This is a genomic window from Streptomyces sp. NPDC024555, assembly GCF_055559335.1.
The window spans coordinates 125,294-144,797 of the sequence record NZ_JBVHKV010000014.1; the positions used below are offsets into that span (position 1 = coordinate 125,294).

The 19,504-nt window shown below is 71.6% G+C and carries 17 protein-coding genes; 14 read left to right on the forward strand and 3 right to left on the reverse strand.

Annotation, left to right across the window (positions count from 1 at the left end; genetic code table 11):
• Positions 1 to 13 precede the first annotated feature (13 nt).
• A complete protein-coding gene (locus tag ACZ4FH_RS24735; protein WP_383637282.1) occupies positions 14 to 451 on the reverse strand; it encodes a DUF7144 family membrane protein in 438 nt (145 codons plus the stop codon).
• Between the two features lie 243 nt (positions 452 to 694).
• Here ACZ4FH_RS24735 and ACZ4FH_RS24740 point away from each other — a divergent pair, with 243 nt between their 5' ends.
• Positions 695 to 1,234 carry a GNAT family N-acetyltransferase gene (locus ACZ4FH_RS24740; protein ID WP_385114056.1) on the forward strand — a complete coding sequence of 180 codons (540 nt, stop codon included), beginning with the start codon at positions 695 to 697 and terminating at the stop codon, positions 1,232 to 1,234.
• Between the two features lie 64 nt (positions 1,235 to 1,298).
• Positions 1,299 to 1,787 (forward strand): glutathione peroxidase, encoded by a 489-nt coding sequence (locus ACZ4FH_RS24745; RefSeq protein WP_383637288.1) that lies wholly within the window; start codon positions 1,299 to 1,301, stop codon positions 1,785 to 1,787.
• Positions 1,788 to 1,845: 58 nt separating this feature from the next.
• On the opposite strand, the gene ACZ4FH_RS24750 is transcribed toward ACZ4FH_RS24745, so the two are convergent.
• A complete protein-coding gene (locus tag ACZ4FH_RS24750; protein WP_383637291.1) occupies positions 1,846 to 3,072 on the reverse strand; it encodes an acyl-CoA dehydrogenase family protein in 1,227 nt (408 codons plus the stop codon).
• Positions 3,073 to 3,243: 171 nt separating this feature from the next.
• On the opposite strand from ACZ4FH_RS24750, the gene ACZ4FH_RS24755 reads away from it, so the two are divergent.
• On the forward strand, positions 3,244 to 3,894 hold the full coding sequence (locus ACZ4FH_RS24755) for a TetR/AcrR family transcriptional regulator (RefSeq protein ID WP_383637294.1): 651 nt from the start codon (positions 3,244 to 3,246) through the stop codon (positions 3,892 to 3,894).
• Positions 3,895 to 3,912: 18 nt separating this feature from the next.
• Here ACZ4FH_RS24755 and def read toward each other — a convergent pair whose 3' ends face one another.
• Positions 3,913 to 4,467 (reverse strand): peptide deformylase, encoded by a 555-nt coding sequence (def, locus tag ACZ4FH_RS24760; RefSeq protein WP_467307437.1) that lies wholly within the window; start codon positions 4,465 to 4,467, stop codon positions 3,913 to 3,915.
• A 340-nt stretch (positions 4,468 to 4,807) separates the two neighbouring features.
• On the opposite strand from def, the gene ACZ4FH_RS24765 reads away from it, so the two are divergent.
• From ACZ4FH_RS24765 to ACZ4FH_RS24815, 11 genes are all read left to right on the forward strand, one after another.
• Positions 4,808 to 6,046 carry a MurT ligase domain-containing protein gene (locus ACZ4FH_RS24765; protein ID WP_383637300.1) on the forward strand — a complete coding sequence of 413 codons (1,239 nt, stop codon included), beginning with the start codon at positions 4,808 to 4,810 and terminating at the stop codon, positions 6,044 to 6,046.
• A gap of 28 nt (positions 6,047 to 6,074) precedes the next feature.
• On the forward strand, positions 6,075 to 6,803 hold the full coding sequence (locus ACZ4FH_RS24770) for a type 1 glutamine amidotransferase (RefSeq protein ID WP_450680087.1): 729 nt from the start codon (positions 6,075 to 6,077) through the stop codon (positions 6,801 to 6,803).
• A 143-nt stretch (positions 6,804 to 6,946) separates the two neighbouring features.
• Positions 6,947 to 7,972 (forward strand): 6-phosphofructokinase, encoded by a 1,026-nt coding sequence (locus tag ACZ4FH_RS24775; RefSeq protein ID WP_467307440.1) that lies wholly within the window; start codon positions 6,947 to 6,949, stop codon positions 7,970 to 7,972.
• 118 nt (positions 7,973 to 8,090) lie between these two features.
• On the forward strand, positions 8,091 to 9,044 hold the full coding sequence (locus tag ACZ4FH_RS24780) for a cytochrome c oxidase assembly protein (protein ID WP_467307441.1): 954 nt from the start codon (positions 8,091 to 8,093) through the stop codon (positions 9,042 to 9,044).
• 65 nt (positions 9,045 to 9,109) lie between these two features.
• The gene (locus ACZ4FH_RS24785; protein ID WP_383637312.1) at positions 9,110 to 9,268 is read left to right on the forward strand and encodes a hypothetical protein; all 159 of its coding nucleotides are present in this window, start codon (positions 9,110 to 9,112) and stop codon (positions 9,266 to 9,268) included.
• 195 nt (positions 9,269 to 9,463) lie between these two features.
• The gene (locus tag ACZ4FH_RS24790) at positions 9,464 to 9,940 is read left to right on the forward strand and encodes a COG4315 family predicted lipoprotein (RefSeq protein WP_467307443.1); all 477 of its coding nucleotides are present in this window, start codon (positions 9,464 to 9,466) and stop codon (positions 9,938 to 9,940) included.
• Positions 9,941 to 10,092: 152 nt separating this feature from the next.
• Positions 10,093 to 10,338, forward strand: a complete 246-nt coding sequence (locus ACZ4FH_RS24795; protein WP_467307445.1) for a cupredoxin domain-containing protein — start codon at positions 10,093 to 10,095, stop codon at positions 10,336 to 10,338.
• A 684-nt stretch (positions 10,339 to 11,022) separates the two neighbouring features.
• On the forward strand, positions 11,023 to 12,567 hold the full coding sequence (locus tag ACZ4FH_RS24800; RefSeq protein WP_467307447.1) for a glycoside hydrolase family 10 protein: 1,545 nt from the start codon (positions 11,023 to 11,025) through the stop codon (positions 12,565 to 12,567).
• Between the two features lie 176 nt (positions 12,568 to 12,743).
• Positions 12,744 to 15,503 carry a glycoside hydrolase family 48 protein gene (locus ACZ4FH_RS24805; RefSeq protein ID WP_467307578.1) on the forward strand — a complete coding sequence of 920 codons (2,760 nt, stop codon included), beginning with the start codon at positions 12,744 to 12,746 and terminating at the stop codon, positions 15,501 to 15,503.
• Complete coding sequence (locus ACZ4FH_RS24810; protein ID WP_467307449.1) at positions 15,500 to 17,044, forward strand: GH12 family glycosyl hydrolase domain-containing protein; 1,545 nt, start codon at positions 15,500 to 15,502, stop codon at positions 17,042 to 17,044. Before ACZ4FH_RS24805 ends, ACZ4FH_RS24810 begins: the two co-directional genes overlap by 4 nt.
• Before the next feature lie 272 nt (positions 17,045 to 17,316).
• Positions 17,317 to 19,443, forward strand: a complete 2,127-nt coding sequence (locus tag ACZ4FH_RS24815; protein WP_467307451.1) for a glycoside hydrolase family 6 protein — start codon at positions 17,317 to 17,319, stop codon at positions 19,441 to 19,443.
• Positions 19,444 to 19,504 lie beyond the last annotated feature (61 nt).

Here is a 19,504-nt window from a genome sequence, read left to right on the forward strand (position 1 = left end):
CGCCCGGGGCGGGTCAGACGGTCCGCTTCTTCCACGGGTCGGCGCAGAGCGCCCAGATGATGAAGACGTCCAGGGCGATGAGCACGAGGGACCACAAGGGGTAGTAGGGCAGCCACAGGAAGTTGGCCAGTGCTCCGAGTCCGGCGAGGACGATGCCGGTGACCCGTGCCCAGACCGCCCCGGTGAACAGGGCGCAGCCGGCGAGCACAATGACGATGCCGAGCACGAGGTGGATCCAGCCCCAGCCGGTCAGGTTGAACTGGAAGACGTAGTTGCGGGTGGCGACGAAGACGTCGTCCTTGGCGATGGCGGAGATCCCCTGGAGGAGCGCCATCGCGCCGCCGAAGATCATCAGGACGGCGGCGAGGACGGTCCAGCCCGTGCGGAACGGGTGGGAGCCGTCGGGTTCGGGGTCGTACGACGCACGTGGTGCGGTGCTGCTGCCGGCCATGTCGGCCTCCTCGGGTCGCGGAGGCGTCCGGCGGACCGGGAGGACCCGCCGGGTGTCTCCGTCTCCAGCGTGGCACGGCGGACCGGACCCGGCAGTGCGGGCGGGGGGTGCCTCACGTGCCCGTCCGCACGGGGATAGGGTCCCGGATGTGCGGACGCGGCCGGGTCCGGCGGGCGGGCCCGGATCCCCGCGCCGGTGACCGTCCGCGCCCCGATGAACGCCGCAGGTGAAAGGAGTCCGCCCATGACCGAGATCGTCCCGGTCTCCGGACCGGAACTGGTCACGTACGCCGACGAGCTCGCGGCCCTCCTCGTGGAGACGGTCGACGGCGGTTCCTCCGTGGGCTTCCTGGCCCCGCTGGAGCGGGAGGCGGCCGCGCACTGGTGGCGGGAGCGCGCCGGTGCGGTGGAGTCCGGGGAGCAGCGGGTCTGGATCGCCCGTGACGGCGAGCGGGTCGCGGGAACGGTGAGCCTGGTGCCGGCGCGGATGCCCAACGGCCGCCACCGGGCGGAGATCGGCAAGCTGATGGTGCGCCCGTCGGCGCGGGGGCGGGGGCTGGGCCGGGCGCTGCTGGACACGGTGGAGCGGGCGGCGGCCGACGACGGCAGGACGCTGCTGGTGCTGGACACCGAGAGCGGCTCCCCCGCCGAGCGGCTGTACCGCGCGGCGGGCTGGACGGAGTGCGGTTCCGTCCCCGGTTACGCCGCCGACACCTCGGGCGTTCCGAAACCGACGACGCTCTATTTCAAGGAGATCGGCCGAAACGGCACGGCGGCCCGGTAGCCGGCTCCGAGGGTTCCCGGCCGGGCGCGACAATGGCGGGGAAGACTCCGACGAGGAGAGATCCATGACGCTGCACGACATCCCGCTCCACACCCTCACGGGCGAGCCGACGACGCTGGGCGCCTACCGCGGCCGGGCCGTCCTGCTGGTGAACGTCGCCTCCAAGTGCGGGCTGACCCCGCAGTACGCCGGTCTCGAACGGCTTCAGAAGGCGTACGCGGACCGGGGCTTCACGGTGCTCGGCGTGCCGTGCAACCAGTTCGCGGGCCAGGAGCCGGGAAGTTCGGAGGAGATCCGGACATTCTGCTCGACCACGTACGGAGTGACCTTCCCCCTGCTGGCGAAGACCGAGGTCAACGGCGCGGGGCGTCATCCGCTGTATACGGAGCTCACCCGTCTGGAGGATGCGGACGGACAGGCCGGTGACGTCCAGTGGAACTTCGAGAAGTTCCTGATCTCGCCCGAGGGCGAGGCGGTCGCCCGGCTCCGTCCGCGCACGGAGCCCGAGGACCCGGAGCTGGTCGCGGCCATCGAGGCCCTGCTGCCCGCCTGAGGACGGCGACGGCCCCCGTCCGCTGCGGACGGGGGCCGTGCCGTGCGCTCGGCGCCGGTCAGCGGATCGGCATCCCCGACAGGGTGCGGGCGATCACCAGGCGCTGGATCTCGCTGGTGCCCTCGAAGATCGTGTAGATCGCGGCGTCCCGGTGCATCCGCTCCACCGGGTACTCACGGGTGAAGCCGTTGCCGCCGAGGATCTGGACGGCCTGGGCGGTGACCTTCTTGGCGGTCTCGCTGGCGAAGAGCTTCGACATGGAGCCCTCGGCGGACTCGAAGGGCTTGCCGGTGGTCGCCATCCAGGAGGCGCGCCAGACCAGCAGCCGGGCCGCGTCGATCTGCGTGCGCATGTCGGCGAGCTGGAACGCGACGCCCTGGTTGTCGATGATCGGGCGGCCGAACTGGGTCCGCGTCTTCGCGTAGTCCAGCGCGACCTCGTACGCGGCGCGGGCGGTGCCCACGGCCATGGCGCCGACGGCCGGGCGGGAGGCCTCGAAGGTGGCCATGGCGGCGTTCTTCACGCGCTCGCCGCCGGTGGCGGCGCGCTCGCGGGCGCGGGCGAGGCGCTGGTCCAGCTTCTCCTTGCCGCCGAGGAGGCAGTGGCCCGGCACGCGCACGTCCTCCAGGACGACCTCGGCGGTGTGCGAGGCGCGGATGCCGTGCTTCTTGAACTTCTGGCCCTGGGAGAGGCCGGGGGTGTCCGGCGGCACGATGAACGAGGCGTGCCCCTTGGACCCCAGCTCGGGGTCGACGACCGCGACCACCACATGGACGTTGGCGATGCCGCCGTTGGTCGCCCAGGTCTTGGTGCCGTTGAGGACCCACTCGTCCTTGGCCTGGTCGTAGACCGCGCGAGTGCGCATCGAGGCGACGTCCGAGCCGGCGTCGGGCTCGGAGGAGCAGAAGGCGGCGACCTTCACGTCGTCGGCGTCGCCGTACATCTGCGGGATCCAGGTGCCGATCTGCTCCTCGGTGCCGTTGGCGAGGACGCCGACGGCCGCCAGGCCCGTACCGACGATGGAGAGGGCGATTCCGGCGTCGCCCCAGAACAGCTCCTCCATGGCCATGGGGATGCCGAGACCCGTCGGGTCGAAGAACTGCTGGGCGTAGAAGTCGAGGGAGTAGATGCCGACCTTGGCCGCCTCCTGGATGACCGGCCAGGGCGTTTCCTCACGCTCGTCCCACTCCGAGGCCGCCGGACGGATCACATCCGCGGCGAAGCCGTGCAGCCAGTCGCGGACCTCCTTCTGGTCGTCGTTGAGTTCGAGCGTGAACTCGGCCATGTTCCCCTCCACGTACTGCTGTGAAAAACCGTTCGTTACTTGCGGTAACAACAGTCTGTTACCGGCAAGTAGCCTCTGTCAACCGCCCGGCCCGCGATCCGTGCACCGCTGGGCAGGGTGTTACGTTGCGCAGGCACGACGAACAGCACGGCCAGGGGTGGGAGAGACGACATGGAGACCACACGACAGGCCGAGCGACAGCGGACCGCGGCCGAGCGCCGTCGCCGCGAGCTGCTCGAAGCCGCCGACCGCGTGGTGCTCAGGGACGGCCCCGGCGCCTCGATGAACGCCATCGCCGCCGAGGCGGGCATCACCAAGCCCATCCTCTACCGGCACTTCGGCGACAAGGGCGGCCTCTACCGCGCCCTGGCCAAGCGGCACACCGACGGACTGCTCATCGCGCTGCGCGCCGCGCTCGACGCCCCGGCCTCCCGCCGCGAGCGGGTCGAGTCGACGCTGGACACCTACCTCGCGGCGATTGAGGCCAGACCGCAGGTCTACCGGTTCCTGATGCACCCCTCGGACGACGCGGCACCGGCCTCGGAGCAGGGCTTCGACGTGGGACGGCATTCGGCGCCGCTGCTGCGGCGGCTGGGCGAGGAACTGGCCCTGGTCATCGCGGAGCGTGTGGACCTCGGCCCGGACAGCCAGGCGATGGCCCGGATCTGGGGCCACGGCATCGTCGGCATGATGCACGCGGCGGGCGACTGGTGGCTCGGCGAACGCCCCTGCTCCCGCGAGCAGTTGGTCCGCAGTCTGGCCGATCTGCTCTGGGGCAGGCTGGCCGCGGCGGGCGACCGCCCCGGCGGCCCCGGGTTCTGAACCCCGCGCCGTACCCGCTCAGCGGGCGCGGCCCCACGGTGCCCGGCGCGCCGCGCGCAGGGCCCACGCCCGGCGAAGACCGGTGAGCCGGTCGGTGTAGACGGTGCCGTCGAGATGGTCGCACTCGTGCTGGAGGCAGCGGGCGAAGAACCCGGTCCCGGCGATCCGCACCGGCTCCCCCCGGACGTCCACCCCCTCCACGACCGCGTGGTCGAAGCGCGGGGTGCCCGCCTCGATGCCCGGAAGCGACAGACAGCCCTCCGCCCCCCGCACGGTCACCCCGTTCGCCTCGACCAGCACCGGATTGACCACGTGTCCCAGATGGCGCACGTCCTCGTCGTCGGGGCAGTCGAAGACGAAGACCCGGAGCCCGGCGCCGACCTGGTTGGCGGCGAGGCCCACACCCCGTGCCGCGTACATGGTCGCGAACATGTCCTCGACCAGCCGGGCGAGTTCGGGGCCGAAGTCCGTCACCGGCTCGCAGGCGGCGTGGAGCACCGGGTCGCCGAACAGGCTCATGGCCCGGACGGCACCGGAGCTGCCGGGGATGGGGCGCTTGCGCATGCCCGTCATCGTACGTTCCGCGGCCGGGGCGGCCCGCGGGGGTCCGGGGGCCCGGTTCCCCCCTGCCGGGGGCGGCCACCGCACACCGCGCCGGGCCCCGGGCCGGGCGCGCGCCGGAGCGCTCGGTCCGGTGGCGGCCGCACGGGTTCCCGGGCGCGCATGCGGCCGGATGGGACCTGTCGTCACTTACCCTGCTCTGACCTGGGTCTTTACCGGATGAGGGAGTTCAGAGCCGGGCGTGGGCCGGGCGGCGCGCGGGATTGCGGAATTCGGTGCGGTGCCGCCGTGCCGCGCTCGCACTGGACATCGATAGGCTGGACGCGGACCGATGCAAGGAGGATCTAGGACGATGGCAGGCAACACGGAGCCGTTGTCGCCGCGGGCCAAGCTGGCCGTGACGGCGGGCAAGGCCGCTGCGGCGGTGTCGCGGGCGGCCGGGCGGGGCAGCGGATCGGTGATCGGCGGCCGGGTGGCGCTCAAGCTCGACCCCGACCTGCTCGGGCGGCTGGCGCAGCACCTGGATGTGGTCCTCGTGTCGGCGACGAACGGCAAGACGACGACCACCCGGCTGATCGCCGAGGCGCTCAGGGCCGCGGGCCCGGTGGTGTCCAACGCGCTGGGCGCGAACATGCCGGCGGGCATCACCTCGGCCCTGGCCGGTGGTTCGGACGCGCAGTACGGCGTGATCGAGGTCGACGAGAAGTACCTGGCCGGTGTGGCCCGGGACACGACCCCCAAGGTGATCGCACTGCTCAATCTCTCCCGCGACCAGCTGGACCGGGCCGCGGAGACCCGGATGCTGGCCGAGAAGTGGCGGGAGGGGCTGTCCGGTTCCAAGGCGGTGATCGTCGCCAACGCGGACGACCCGCTGATCGTCTGGGCGGCGTCCTCCTCGCCCAACGTGGTGTGGGTCGCGGCCGGCCAGGCGTGGAAGGACGACGCCTGGTCCTGCCCCTCGTGCGGCGGTGTGATGCAGCGTCCCGGCGACGACTGGTTCTGCGGCGAGTGCGGATTCCGCCGGCCGCCGCCGAGCTGGGTGCTGCACGGCGACCACGTCCTGGACCCGCACGGTTCGGCGTGGCCGATCCATCTGCAGCTGCCCGGCCGGGCGAACAAGGCGAACGCCACCAGTTCCGCCGCCGTGGCCGCCGTCTTCGGTGTGCCGCCGCAGGTCGCCCTGGAGCGGATGTACCAGGTGCAGGCCGTCGCCGGCCGCTACGACGTGGTGAACTTCCTCGGCCGTGACCTGCGGCTGCTGCTGGCGAAGAACCCGGCCGGCTGGCTGGAGACCTTCTCCCTGATCGATCCGCCGCCCACCCCGGTGATCCTCTCCGTCAACGCGCGCGGCGCCGACGGCACGGACACCTCGTGGCTGTGGGACGTGGACTACACCCAGCTCGCGGGCCACCCGATCTTCGTGCTGGGCGACCGCAAGCTGGACCTGGCGGTCCGGCTGGAGGTCGCGAACCTGAACTTCCGGGTCTGCGAGAACCTCGACGAGGCGGTCCAGCAGGCACCTCCGGGACGTATCGAGGTCATCGCCAACTACACCGCCTTCCAGGATCTGCGCCGTCGTGTCGGCAACTGACCCCGGCCCCGCGCGGAGAGGACGAAGCATGAGCAACAACAGTCTGCGCCTGGTGTGGGTCTACCCGGACCTGCTGAGCACCTACGGCGACCAGGGCAACGCCCTCGTGGTGGAGCGCCGCGCCCGGCAGCGCGGTCTCGACGTGTCGCGCGTCGACGTGCGCAGCGACCAGCCGGTCCCCACGTCCGGCGACATCTATCTGATCGGCGGCGGCGAGGACCGTCCGCAGCGGCTGGCCGCGGAGCGGCTGCGCCGCGACGGCGGTCTCAGCCGGGCCGCGGCCAACGGCGCGATCATCTTCTCGGTCTGCGCCGGGTACCAGATCCTGGGCCACGAGTTCATCAACGACCTCGGTGAGCGCGAGCAGGGACTGGGGCTCCTCGACGTCGTCTCCACCCGGGGCGAGGGCGCGCGGTGCGTCGGCGACGTCCTCGCGGACATCGACCCGCACCTCGGGCTGCCGCCGCTGACCGGGTTCGAGAACCATCAGGGCGTCACCCATCTCGGGCCGACGGCACGGCCGTTCGCGCAGGTCCGGTTCGGCCGGGGCAACGGCACGGGCGACGGCACCGAGGGCGCGTACAACGACACCGTCTTCGGCACGTACATGCACGGTCCGGTGATGGCGCGCAACCCGCTCATCGCGGATCTGCTGCTGAAGCTGGCCCTCGATGTGAACGCGCTCCCGCCCACCGACGACCGGTGGTACGAGGCGCTGCGCGCCGAGCGGATCGCCGCCGCCACACAGCCCGCCTGATGAGGCACTTTTCGCTCAGCTGAGCGGAGTCCAGCAGGCGGACGCCCGGTTCGGTCCCGCCACCCTGCGCCGGTAGGGTGGCGGGGATCCAACCGGACGACGTGGTCCGGTCGTCGGCCCACGTTGCAAAGGTTTCCCGGGCAATGCGAATTGGTGTGCTCACCTCCGGCGGCGACTGCCCCGGCCTCAATGCCGTCATCCGTTCCGTCGTCCACCGCGCTGTGGTCGACCACGGCGACGAGGTCATCGGCTTCCACGACGGGTGGCGGGGCCTCCTCGAATGCGACTACCGCAAGCTCGACCTGGACGCGGTCGGCGGCATCCTGGCCCGCGGCGGCACGATCCTCGGCTCCTCCCGGGTCCAGCCCGCGCATCTGCGCGGCGGCGTCGAGACGGCCCGGGGCCACGTCGCCGACCTGGGGCTCGACGCGATCATCCCGATCGGCGGCGAGGGCACGCTGAAGGCGGCCAACCTGCTGTCCGAGGCGGGCCTGCCGATCGTCGGCGTACCGAAGACGATCGACAACGACATCGCGTCCACGGACGTGACCTTCGGTTTCGACACCGCGGTGGGCGTGGCCACCGAGGCGCTGGACCGGCTGAAGACCACCGCCGAATCGCACCAGCGCGTCATGATCGTCGAGGTCATGGGCCGCCACACCGGCTGGATAGCACTGCACTCGGGCATGGCGGCCGGCGCGCACGCCATCGTCGTCCCCGAGCGCCCCTTCGACATCGACGAGCTGACCGAGCTGGTCGGCCGGCGCTTCTCGGCCGGCAAGAAGTTCGCCATCGTCGTGGTCGCGGAGGGCGCCAAGCCCCGCGAGGGCTCCATGGAGTTCCAGGCCGGTGTGACGGACGTCTACGGGCACGAGCGGTTCGCCGGGGTGGCGACCCAGCTCTCCGTGGAGCTGGAGCAGCGTCTCGGCAAGGAGGCGCGTCCGGTGATCCTCGGCCATGTGCAGCGCGGCGGCACCCCCACCGCGTACGACCGGGTCCTCGCGACCCGCTTCGGCTGGCACGCGGTGGAGGCGGCGCACCGCGGCGAGTTCGGCATGATGACGGCGCTGCGCGGCACGGACATCACGATGGTGCCGCTCGCCACGGCCGTGGAGACCCTGAAGACGGTCCCCGCCGCCCGCTACTCCGAGGCCGAGTGCGTGCTCTGAGCGACGCCACGCCCCGAGACCGCCCCCGGCCGCGAACGCGGCCGGGGGCGGTTCTACTCTGGTCGGGACAACCGGCACGAAACGGGGACGTCCGGACGCCCCCATCGGGAGTGAACAGATGGATCACAGCGGGCACGGCATGAACATGGATCTGCCGCCGTTCACGCTGGGACGCGGACTCCAGTTCTCCGCGGACCCGTTCTTCCTGATCGGCTGCGTCCTCGCGGTGGCCCTGTACGGCTACGCGGTGGTGCGGCTGCGCAGGCGCGGGGACGCGTGGCCGGTCAACCGGACCGTGTTCTTCGTCATCGGGGTGCTGACCGTCGCGCTGGTGACCTGCACCGGGCTGAACGACTACGGCATGGTCATGTTTAGCGTGCACATGGTCCAGCACATGGTGATCAGCATGCTGTCGCCGATCCTGCTGCTGCTGGGCGCGCCCGTGACGCTCGCGCTGCGCGCGCTGCCGGTCGCGGGGCGCCGCGGGGGCACGGGTCCGCGCGAGCTGCTCCTGAAGCTGCTGCACAGCCGGTACATGAAGGTGATCACGCATCCGGTGTTCACCATCCCGCTCTTCATCGCCAGCCTGTACGCGCTGTACTTCACCCCGCTCTTCGACTACCTGATGGGGTCGACGGCCGGGCACATCGCGATGATGGTGCACTTCCTGGCGGTGGGGCTGGTCTTCTTCTGGCCGATCATGGGCATCGACCCGGGTCCGCACCGGCCGGGCTATCTGATGCGGATGCTGGAGCTGTTCGCCGGCATGCCGTTCCACGCCTTCTTCGGGATCGCGCTGATGATGGCGAGCGAGCCCATGGTGGAGGCGTACGAGAACCCCCCGGCCTCGCTGGGCATCGACGTCCTGTCCGACCAGAACGCGGCGGGCGGCATCGCCTGGGCGTTCAGCGAGATCCCTTCGGTGCTGGTCCTGGTGGCCCTGGTGTTCCAGTGGTACCGCTCGGAACAGCGGACGGCGAAGCGTTCGGACCGTGCCGCGGACCGGGACGGCGACCAGGAGCTCCAGGCCTACAACGCGTATCTCGCCTCCTTGCAGGCCCGCGGACGGTAGCGGCCGGGGCACCTTCGGGGTGACGATGGCATCCACGGCCGCGCAGGACCGAGGAGGGTGCGCGCATGTCGGGATCCACGAAGACAATGGGAGTGCTCACGGTGGGTGCCCTGGTGGCGGTCACCGCGTACACGGTCGCCCTGGGCAGCAACGGCTGGCTGTGGTTCGGCTGGGTGGTGCTCGGGCTGATCACCATGGGAATGGCCGCGACCCGCGAGACGTAGGCGGACGGGGCGAGGACGGCCCCCGTGACGCGTCCGGACGGTGACGACCCGGGACACGCGCCGGGCGCCTGCCCGGCCGCGGACGCGCCCGCGGCTACTGTTCGGGCCACAGCGCCGCCATCGGGGCGGACCGGGCCGACCTGGGAGTCCACGGTGGCCGACCGACGACGACGGGCCGCGGCAACGACGGCGGTAGTGCTTTCCGTCGCACTCGCGGGATGTTCCGGCAACAACGACAGCGGCGGTCCGCCCACGCAGGCGCCCTCGTCCGGGGCGACGGTCACGACGGCCTCCGGTCCGCTCGGCACCATCCTGGTCGACGGGCAGGGGCGGACGCTCTACCTCTGGGAGGCGGACACCTCCGCCCGCTCGACGTGCACCGGCGACTGCGCGAAGGCGTGGCCGCCGCTGACCGTCTCGGGGAAGCCCACGGCGGGCGCGGGCGTCGACGCCGCCCTGCTGGGCACCACGAAGCGCGCGGACGGCAGCACCCAGATCACCTTTCACCGCCATCCGCTGTACCGCTTCGGGGGCGACGCAGGCGCCGGCGAGACCAACGGGCAGGGCTCGACGGCGTTCGGCGCCGCCTGGTACGTGCTCGACGCGTCGGGGAACCGGATCACGACGCCCGCCCCGTCCGCCTCCTCCTCGGTGCCGGGCGGGGGGTACTGACCGATGCGGTGGTCCCCGTTCCCCCCGCGGGTCCGTCTCGCCGTGGCCGTCGTGGCGGGCTGTGCGACCCTCCTCGCGGGCTGTTCGGGCGGCGGGGGCGGCTCCTCCCCCTCCCCCACGTCGTCGGCCACGCCCCCGGCGGGCGGCGCGCCGTGATCACGATCGAGGACTTCGCGTTCCGTCCGGCCGCGACGAGCGTCGCACCGGGCTCGCGGGTGACCGTGATCAACAAGGACGCGACCGTCCACACGGTGACGGCGACGGACGGAACCTCCTTCGATACGGGCGAGGTGAAGTCGGGACAAAAGGTCACCTTCACCGCGCCGTCGCGGCCGGGCGCGTATCCGTACATCTGCACCATCCATCCGACGATGCACGGCACCCTCACGGTCCGCTGAGACCGTCCGGGGAGCGCTTTCCCGAACCGGGCCGCCGCACCGGGGCAAGCGCTGCCCCCGCCGCCCGCGCGGGCTCCGGGCCCGGGGGCGGGGCCCCGCGCGGGGGTCACCCTCCGTCGACAGGTGTACACCACGTGGAACACATCGGGGCGCCTCCGCCGCGCGGCGGCCGCAGCACACCCCCGGTGCGCACCCAGCGGATTTCGCGGTGCGGAGCGAAGGCCGACCGGCCGGAGGGCGGCGCGCGCCCGGCCGTCGCATCGCGGGCAGGGCGTCACGGAGGGTAGGCGGCCACGCTCCCGCGCCGACGCGGCCGAGGGGGTCCCGGGCGGGCTCCGGCGGGCGCCGGACCGCCCGCCGGACCACGGTCCGCACCTCTCGTCCCGGAGCGCCGCGCGGCCGGTTCCGGGAGCCGGCTCCTCCGACGGATCACGTCCGCGCGACGACCCCCGGACGCCGGACCGTTCGAGGTGTGGCCGAGTTAACGCGCCCGTAAGGCAGTTGTGATTTAAGTCTTGACAGGTGCCCATCACCACGCCACCTTGGGAGCGCTCCCACAATCAAGACTTGCACACTTCACTCCCCTCCCTTCTCCCCCAACACCGGGCGGCGAAAGGGGCGTTACGGGGCGCTGCCGCGCTCCCCGTGATGCTCCGTGCTGCCCGGCCGAGGAAGGCGTTTGTCATGAGCTTGGTGAACCGCCGCAGACGCAGCCGCGCCGTGGGGCTCCCGGCCCTCCTGGCCGGGGCCCTGGCCCTCGCCACCACCCTGGCGGGCGGACCCGCGACCGCCGCGCAGCAGAGCACACTGCATGAACTCGCCGCCGCCCAGGGCAAGTACTTCGGCTCCGCCACCGACAATCCGGAGCTGCCCGACGCCGCCTACGCGGCCACCCTGGGATCCGAGTTCGGCCAGATCACCCCCGGCAACTCCATGAAGTGGGACACCACCGAACCGGCCCGGGGCCAGTTCAACTTCGCCAAGGGCGATGTGATCACCGACTTCGCGCAGCAGCACGGCCAGACCGTGCGCGGGCACACCCTCGTCTGGCACAGCCAGCTGCCCGGCTGGGTCGGCGCGCTGCCGTCGGACCAGGTGGAGACGGCGATGACGGACCACATCACCGCCGAGGCGACGCACTACCGGGGCGCGGTCGCGGCCTGGGACGTGGTGAACGAGATGTTCAACGAGGACGGCACGTACCGCACGAGCCCGTTCTACACGGCCATGGGCAAGGACTACATCGCCACCGCCCTGCGGGCCGCGCACGCGGCGGACCCGGACGCCAAGCTCTACCTGAACGACTACAACGTCGAGGGGCTCGGCGCGAAGAGCGACGCCCTGTACGCCCTGGCCAAGGAGCTGCTGGCCGACGGCGTGCCGCTCGACGGGATCGGGATGCAGGCGCACCTGGCCGTGCAGTACGGCTTCCCGTACCAGATGCAGGCCAACATGGAGCGGTTCGCCGCCCTGGGTCTCGATGTGGCCGTGACCGAGCTCGACGTCCGGATGCAGCTGCCGGCCGATGCCGCGAAGCTGGCCTCGCAGTCCTCGTACTACACCCAGGTCGTCGACGCCTGTCTGGCCGTCCGGCGCTGTGTCGGCATCACCGTCTGGGACTACACCGACAAGTACTCCTGGGTCCCGAACACGTTCCCCGGTGAGGGCGCGGCCAACCTGTACGACGAGAACCTCCGGCCGAAGCCCGCGCTCGCCGCGGTGCGCGCCGCGCTCGGCGCGGAGGACGGCGGCGGGGACCCCGGTGAGCCCGGTGAGCCCGGCACGCTGAAGGCGCTGTACCGCAGCAGCGACTCCTCGGCGACGGACAACCAGATCAAGCCCGGTCTCCAAGTCGTGAACACCGGCGGCACCGCGGTCGCCCTCTCCGATGTGACCGTCCGGTACTGGTTCAGCTCCGAGAGCGGCGCCGCCACGTACAGCACCTGGTGCGACTGGTCGCCCCTCGGCTGCGGCACCGTGACCCACCGGGTCGCCTCCGCGGGCACCCCGGCGCCCGGCGCGGACCACTACCTGGAGGTGGGCTTCGGCAGCGGATCGCTCGCGCCCGGCGCCTCGACCGGTGAGATCCAGCTGCGTCTCAACAAGACGGACTGGTCGAACTTCGACGAGAGCGACGACTACAGCCACTCCACGGGCACCACCTACGCGGACGCCGACAGGATCGCCGTCTACGTCGGCGGCGAGCTGGTCTGGGGCATCGAGCCCTGACCGCCGGCCGCTCCGGCCCGCACCGCTTCCCTCCGCACGACTTCCCCGCTCCTTCCGCCGCGCGTCGCGCGCAGCCCCCGTCCCCTTCTCACACCCTCCCTCCCCCACCGACACCCGCCACTGGAGGATTTGTGTCGATATCACGTAGAACGTTCAGCAGTGCACTGGGCGGCAGTCTGCTCGCCATGGGCATGGTCCAGGGCACCGCCGTCGCCGAACCGGCGTCCGGGGCCGCGGCCGGCACCGGCGCCCGTGCGGCCGCCGCGGACGACCCGTACACCCAGGCGTTCCTCACCCAGTACGCCAAGATCAAGGCGCCCGCCAACGGCTACTTCAGCCCGGACGGACTGCCCTACCACTCGGTCGAGACCCTGATGGTGGAGGCGCCCGACCACGGCCACCAGACCACCTCGGAGGCGGTCAGCTTCTGGATGTGGCTGGAGGCGGCGTACGGCAGGGTGACCGGCGACTGGGCCCCGTTCAACGCGGCCTGGGCGGTCGCCGAGAAGACGATCATCCCCCAGCACGTGGACCAGTCGACCGCCGACTCCTACAACCCCTCCTCGCCGGCGACCTACGCACCCGAGCATCCGCTGCCCAGCGGCTACCCCGCCGCCCTGGACGGCACGGTCGCGGTCGGCTCCGACCCGCTCGCCACCGAACTCGCCGCGTCCTACGGGACGATGGACGTGTACGGCATGCACTGGCTGATGGACCTGGACAACGTCTACGGGTACGGCAACAAGCCGGGCACCGGTGACGAGGCCGGACCGGGCGCGGGCGCCTCGTACATCAACACCTACCAGCGCGGTTCGCAGGAATCGGTGTGGGAGACGGTCCCGCAGCCCACCACCGACCTCTTCAAGTACGGCGGCACCAACGGCTATCTGGACCTGTTCGTCGGGGACAAGAGCTACGCCAAGCAGTGGAAGTACACCAACGCGCCGGACGCCGACGCCCGCGCGGTGCAGGCTGCCTACTGGGCGTACCGCTGGGCCACGGCCCAGGGCAAGGCGGGCGATGTCGCGGCCTCGGTGGCGAAGGCCGCCAAGATGGGCGACTACCTGCGCTACGCGATGTTCGACAAGTACTTCAAGCGGATCGGCGACTGCACCGACCCGGCGTCCTGCCCGGCGGCCTCGGGCCGCGACTCCCAGCACTACCTGCTGTCCTGGTACTACGCGTGGGGCGGGGCCGCGGGCGGCAGCGGCGGCGGCTGGGCCTGGCGCATCGGCGACGGCGCCTCGCACCAGGGCTACCAGAACCCGCTGGCCGCGTGGGCGCTGGCCAATGTGCCCTCGCTGACCCCCAAGTCCGCCACGGCCCGGGGCGACTGGTCCAAGAGCCTGACCCGGCAGCTGGAGTTCCTGACCTGGCTCCAGTCGAGCGAGGGCGCCTTCGCGGGCGGCTGCACCAACAGCTGGGAGGGCAGCTACTCCGAGCCCCCGGCCGGCACCCCCACCTTCTACGGGATGGCGTACGACTGGCAGCCGGTCTACCACGACCCGCCGAGCAACAACTGGTTCGGCTTCCAGGCCTGGGGCATGGAGCGGCTCGCGGCCTACTACCACGAGACCGGCAACGCCAGTGCCGAGGCCATCCTGTCCAAGTGGGTCGCCTGGGCCTCGTCCGAGACGACGGTGGGCTCCGACGGCAGCTTCCGCTTCCCGTCGACCCTCAACTGGACCGGTCAGCCCGACACCTGGAACGCGGCCAGCCCCGGGAAGAACGCCGGACTGCACGTCTCGGTCGTGGACTACGCCAACGACGTCGGTGTGGGCGCGGCGTACGTCAAGACGCTGACGTACTACGCCGCGAAGTCCGGTGACGCGGACGCCGCCGCGCTGGCCAAGGCGCTGCTGGACGCGATGGCGCTCAACGCCACCGACAAGGGCATCTCGGTGCCGGAGACCCGCAAGGACTACAACCGGTTCGAGGACGAGGTCTACATCCCGGCCGGCTGGTCCGGGAAGATGCCCAACGGCGACCCGATCGCGCCCGGCGCGACCTTCATCGGCATCCGCAGCTGGTACAAGGACGACCCGGACTGGCCGAAGGTGCAGGCCTATCTGGACGGCGGCGCCGCCCCCACGTTCACGTACCACCGCTTCTGGGCCCAGGCGGCGCTCGCGCTGGCCTTCGCGATCTACGCGGAGCTGCTGGTCGACGGCGGCGGGGAGCCGGGCGGGGACACCGAGCCGCCGACGGCCCCGGCCGGGCTGTCGGTGACCGGGACGACGAGCGACAGCGTCTCGCTGTCCTGGTCGGCGTCGACGGACAACGTCGCGGTCACCGGCTACGACGTCTACCGCAACGGGGTGCTGGCCGGGAACGCCACCGGACGCACGTTCACCGACTCCGGGCTCGCCGCGTCGACCGAGTACAGCTACGCGGTGGCGGCGCGGGACGCGGGCGGCAACACCTCCGCGCTGTCGGACGCGGTCACGGCCACCACGAAGTCCGGGGGTTCGACCGGCACCGGCGCGGTGAAGGTCCAGTACAAGAACACGGACTCCTCCGCGACGGACAACCAGATCCGGCTCGGTCTCCAGCTCCTGAACACGGGCAGCGCCCCGATCGACCTGTCGACGGTCAAGCTGCGCTACTGGTTCAGCTCGGACGGCGGCGCGAGCAGCTTCGGGACCTACTGCGACTACGCGGTGCTCGGTTCGTCCACCATCACCCACACGGTGGTCGCGGCGTCGGGCGGAAAGGCGGGCGCGGACCGCTATCTGGAGGTCGGCTTCACCGGAGGGGCCGGCTCGCTGGCCGCCGGAGCCTCCACGGGCGAGATCCAGCTGCGGCTCAGCAAGAGCGACTGGTCGAACTTCAACGAGGCCGACGACTACAGCCGGGCCACCAACACGGCCTACGCGGACGCCTCCAAGGTCGGTGCCTATGTCGCCGGATCCCTGGCGTGGGGCGTCGAGCCGTGACCGGCCGAAGACTGCCGGCCCTGGCCGGGGCGGCCGCCGCCCTGGTCCTGGCCGCCGCGTCGATGCTCACCGGGGCCCCGGCGGCCTCCGCGGCGCCGGTCACCGACTGCACCCCCTGGGGCACCACCGAACTGCAGGGCGGGGAGTACCTCTACCAGCAGAACGAGTGGAACTCCGACGCCCGGCAGTGTGTGAGCGTCGACCCGCAGACCGGCGCCTGGTCCGTCACCGAATCGTCGTTCTCGCTGCCGACGAACGGCGCGCCCGCCACGTACCCGTCCAGCTACAAGGGCTGTCACTGGGGGCTGTGCACGACGGACAGCGGTCTGCCGCTCCGTGTCGACGAGCTGGGCCGTGTGCGGACCGACTGGTCGACGACCCAGGTGGCGTCCGGCGCGTACAACGTCTCGATGGACATCTGGTTCAACTCGGCGCCGGTCACCGACGACCAGCCGGACGGCACCGAGGTGATGATCTGGATGAACCACCGGGGCGGGGTGCAGCCGATCGGTTCGCGCACCGCGACGGTCCGGCTCGACGGCCGGAACTGGGACGTGTGGACCGGTCCGGGCGCCTCCGGGTGGAAGGTCATCTCGTACGTCCTCCAGGGCGGTGCCACCGAGCTGAACGACTTCGACGTCAAGGGTCTGATCGACGACGGTGTCGGCCGGGGGCAGATCGATCCGGCGCACTATCTGATCGACGCCGAGGCCGGGTTCGAGATCTGGCAGGGCGGTCAGGGCCTCGGGATGAACCGGTTCGCCTTCGAGGCGAGCACGGAGTCCGGCGGGGGCGGCGGTGACACCACCGCGCCGTCGGTGCCGGCGGGCGTGGCCGTGTCCGGCACGACCGGCAGCTCCGTCGCGCTGTCCTGGACGGCGTCGACGGACGACACGGGGGTCACCGCGTACGACGTGTACCGCGACGGTGTCAGGGCCGGATCCTCGGCCACGACCTCGTACACCGACTCGGGGCTGAACGCCTCGACCGCCTACCGCTACACGGTCAGGGCGCGGGACGCGGCCGGGAACGCCTCGGCGGACTCGGCGGCGGTCACCGCGACCACCTCGGCCGGCGGCGGCGGACCGGCCGGGACGCTCAAGGCGCAGTACAAGAACAACGACGCCTCCCCGGGCGACAACCAGATCAGGCCGGGCCTCCAGCTGGTGAACACCGGCACCGCGCCCGTCGACCTGAGCAAGGTCACCCTGCGCTACTGGTTCTCGGGCGAGTCCGGCTCGGCCTCGTACGGCACCGCGTGCGACTACGCGGTCGTCGGCTGCGGCACCGTCACGCACCGGGTGGTGCAGGCCGGTTCCGCCGCACCGGGCGCCGACCACTACCTGGAGGTCGGTTTCACCGGGGGCACGCTGGCCCCGGGGGCCTCCACCGGGGAGCTGCAGCTCCGGTTGAACAAGTCGGACTGGTCGGCCTTCGACGAGACCGACGACTACAGCCGGGGCGCCAACACGGCCTTCGCGGACGCCGCGAGGACCGGGGTGTACGTCAACGGCACCCTGGCCTCCGGCACCGCTCCCTGACCGGCTGCCGCACGGCAGTCCCGATGAACTCCCGGTGGCGGGCCTTTCACTCACCCCGCTGTGCCCGCCATCGGGGAACCACCGCCGTCCTCACGGCCGCACCACGGACCGCCGTCGCCGCTGACGGCGATCCGGGGGCCGTTCCGCCGGCCGGGCCGCGACCACGGCCCCGGCCGGCAGGACGCCCCGAGGGGCCCCCGCCCCCTGGTTTCACCCCCACGACCCGTCTGCGGGGATCTTCCGCAGGCGTACGAGAGGAGCACGGACCCGCAATGAGTACCAGAAGCACGATCAGGCACGGGCTGCGACGGAGGCTCGCCGCTGTCTCCGCCCTGGCCATGGGCGCGGCGATGGCCGTGGCCCTGCCCGCCACCAGCGCTTCGGCGGCCGCACGGGTCGACAACCCCTACGTGGGCGCCAAGGCATATGTGAACCCGGACTGGTCCGCGAAGGCGAAGGCCGAGCCGGGCGGCTCCGCGATCGCCGACACGCCGGCCTTCGTCTGGATGGACCGCATCGCCGCCATCAGCGGTTCCTCCGAGGCGAAGAGCCTGCGTCAGCACCTCGACACCGCTCTGGACCAGGGTGCGAACCTGTTCCAGGTCGTCATCTACGACCTGCCGGGCCGTGACTGCGCCGCCCTGGCGTCCAACGGTGAGCTGGGTCCGACCGAGATCGACCGCTACAAGAACGACTACATCGACCCGATCGCGGAGATCCTGGCCGATCCGGCGTACGCGAACCTGCGCATCGTCACCATCATCGAGCCCGACTCGCTGCCCAACCTCGTGACCAACGCGGGCGGTACGGCCGGTTCGACGGACGCCTGCGCGACGATGAAGGCGAACGGCAACTACGAGAAGGGTGTGGGCTACGCCCTGCACACCCTGGGTGCCATTCCCAACGTGTACAACTACATCGACGCCGCGCACCACGGCTGGCTGGGCTGGGACAGCAACATGGCCCCGGCCGCCCAGATGTTCAAGAAGGCCGCCACGTCCGAGGGCGCCACGGTCAACGACGTCACCGGGTTCATCGTGAACACGGCCAACTACTCGGCTCTCAAGGAGCCGAACTTCAAGGTCACCGACTCGGTCAACGGCACCACGGTGCGCCAGTCGAAGTGGGTCGACTGGAACTACTACGTCGACGAGCTGTCGTTCGCCCAGGCGCTGCGCACCATGCTGGTGGGCCAGGGCTTCAACTCCGACATCGGCATGCTGATCGACACGGCCCGCAACGGCTGGGGCGGTTCCCAGCGGCCCACCTCCGCGGGCCCGCTGACCAGCGTGGACGACTACGTCAACGGCGGCCGGGTCGACCGGCGCATCCACGCCGGCAACTGGTGCAACCAGACCGGTGCCGGCATCGGTGAGCGTCCCACCACCGCCCCCGAGCCCGGGATCGACGCCTACGTGTGGGCGAAGCCCCCGGGGGAGTCGGACGGCAACAGCGCCCCCATCGACAACGATGAGGGCAAGGGCTTCGACCGGATGTGCGACCCGACCTACGAGGGCAACGGCCGCAACGGCAACAGCATGTCGGGCGCGCTGCCGAACTCCCCGCTCGCCGGTCACTGGTTCTCCGCGCAGTTCCAGGAGCTCGTGAAGAACGCCTACCCGCCGATCGACGGCAGCGGCAACCCGGGCGGCGGTGACGACGACACCCAGGCGCCGACCGCGCCGGCCGGTGTGACCGCGACCGCCAAGACCAGCGGCAGCGTCTCGCTCTCCTGGACGGCGTCGACCGACGACACCGGGGTGACCGGGTACGACGTCTACCGCGACGGCGTCAAGGTCGGTTCCTCGGCCACGACCTCCTACACCGACTCGGGCCTGAGCGCCTCGACCGCGTACAGCTACACGGTCAAGGCGAAGGACGCGGCCGGGAACGTCTCGGCGGCCTCCGCCGCGCTGTCCGTCACCACCTCCGCGGGCGGCGGCACCGGCACGGGCGCGCTGAAGGTCCAGTACAAGAACACCGACTCCTCGGCGACCGACAATCAGATCCGGATGGGTCTCCAGCTGGTCAACACCGGGTCGTCCCCGGTGGACCTGTCCACGGTGAAGGTGCGCTACTGGTTCACCCCCGAGGCCGGCGCCTCCACCTTCGGCACCGCGTGCGACTACGCGGTGATCGGCTGCGGCAACGTGACGCTCGGCGTCAAGTCCAACGGCTCGGCGGCCGGTGCCAGCCACTACCTGGAGGTCGGCTTCGGCAGCGGCACCCTGGCGGCCGGTGCCTCGACGGGTGAGATCCAGCTGCGGATGAACAAGAGCGACTGGTCGAACTTCAACGAGGCCGACGACTACAGCCGGGCCACCAACACCGGCTACGCGGACGCGGCGAAGATCGGTCTGTACACCGCGGGCGCCCTCTCCTGGGGCACCGCTCCCTGATCCCGCGGTCCGGCCCCCGTCACCGTCCTGACGCGGTGAGGGGGCCGGCCCCGGAACCGTC

What these genes read in the sequence shown, in the direction of transcription:
- ACZ4FH_RS24735 (WP_383637282.1), bottom strand. Translation starts at nt 451, where the DNA reads ATGGCCGGCAGCAGCACCGCACCACGTGCGTCGTACGACCCCGAACCC.
- ACZ4FH_RS24740 (WP_385114056.1), top strand. Translation starts at nt 695, where the DNA reads ATGACCGAGATCGTCCCGGTCTCCGGACCGGAACTGGTCACGTACGCC.
- ACZ4FH_RS24745 (WP_383637288.1), top strand. Translation starts at nt 1,299, where the DNA reads ATGACGCTGCACGACATCCCGCTCCACACCCTCACGGGCGAGCCGACG.
- ACZ4FH_RS24750 (WP_383637291.1), bottom strand. Translation starts at nt 3,072, where the DNA reads ATGGCCGAGTTCACGCTCGAACTCAACGACGACCAGAAGGAGGTCCGC.
- ACZ4FH_RS24755 (WP_383637294.1), top strand. Translation starts at nt 3,244, where the DNA reads ATGGAGACCACACGACAGGCCGAGCGACAGCGGACCGCGGCCGAGCGC.
- def (WP_467307437.1), bottom strand. Translation starts at nt 4,467, where the DNA reads ATGACGGGCATGCGCAAGCGCCCCATCCCCGGCAGCTCCGGTGCCGTC.
- ACZ4FH_RS24765 (WP_383637300.1), top strand. Translation starts at nt 4,808, where the DNA reads ATGGCAGGCAACACGGAGCCGTTGTCGCCGCGGGCCAAGCTGGCCGTG.
- ACZ4FH_RS24770 (WP_450680087.1), top strand. Translation starts at nt 6,075, where the DNA reads ATGAGCAACAACAGTCTGCGCCTGGTGTGGGTCTACCCGGACCTGCTG.
- ACZ4FH_RS24775 (WP_467307440.1), top strand. Translation starts at nt 6,947, where the DNA reads ATGCGAATTGGTGTGCTCACCTCCGGCGGCGACTGCCCCGGCCTCAAT.
- ACZ4FH_RS24780 (WP_467307441.1), top strand. Translation starts at nt 8,091, where the DNA reads ATGGATCACAGCGGGCACGGCATGAACATGGATCTGCCGCCGTTCACG.
- ACZ4FH_RS24785 (WP_383637312.1), top strand. Translation starts at nt 9,110, where the DNA reads ATGTCGGGATCCACGAAGACAATGGGAGTGCTCACGGTGGGTGCCCTG.
- ACZ4FH_RS24800 (WP_467307447.1), top strand. Translation starts at nt 11,023, where the DNA reads ATGAGCTTGGTGAACCGCCGCAGACGCAGCCGCGCCGTGGGGCTCCCG.
- ACZ4FH_RS24815 (WP_467307451.1), top strand. Translation starts at nt 17,317, where the DNA reads ATGAGTACCAGAAGCACGATCAGGCACGGGCTGCGACGGAGGCTCGCC.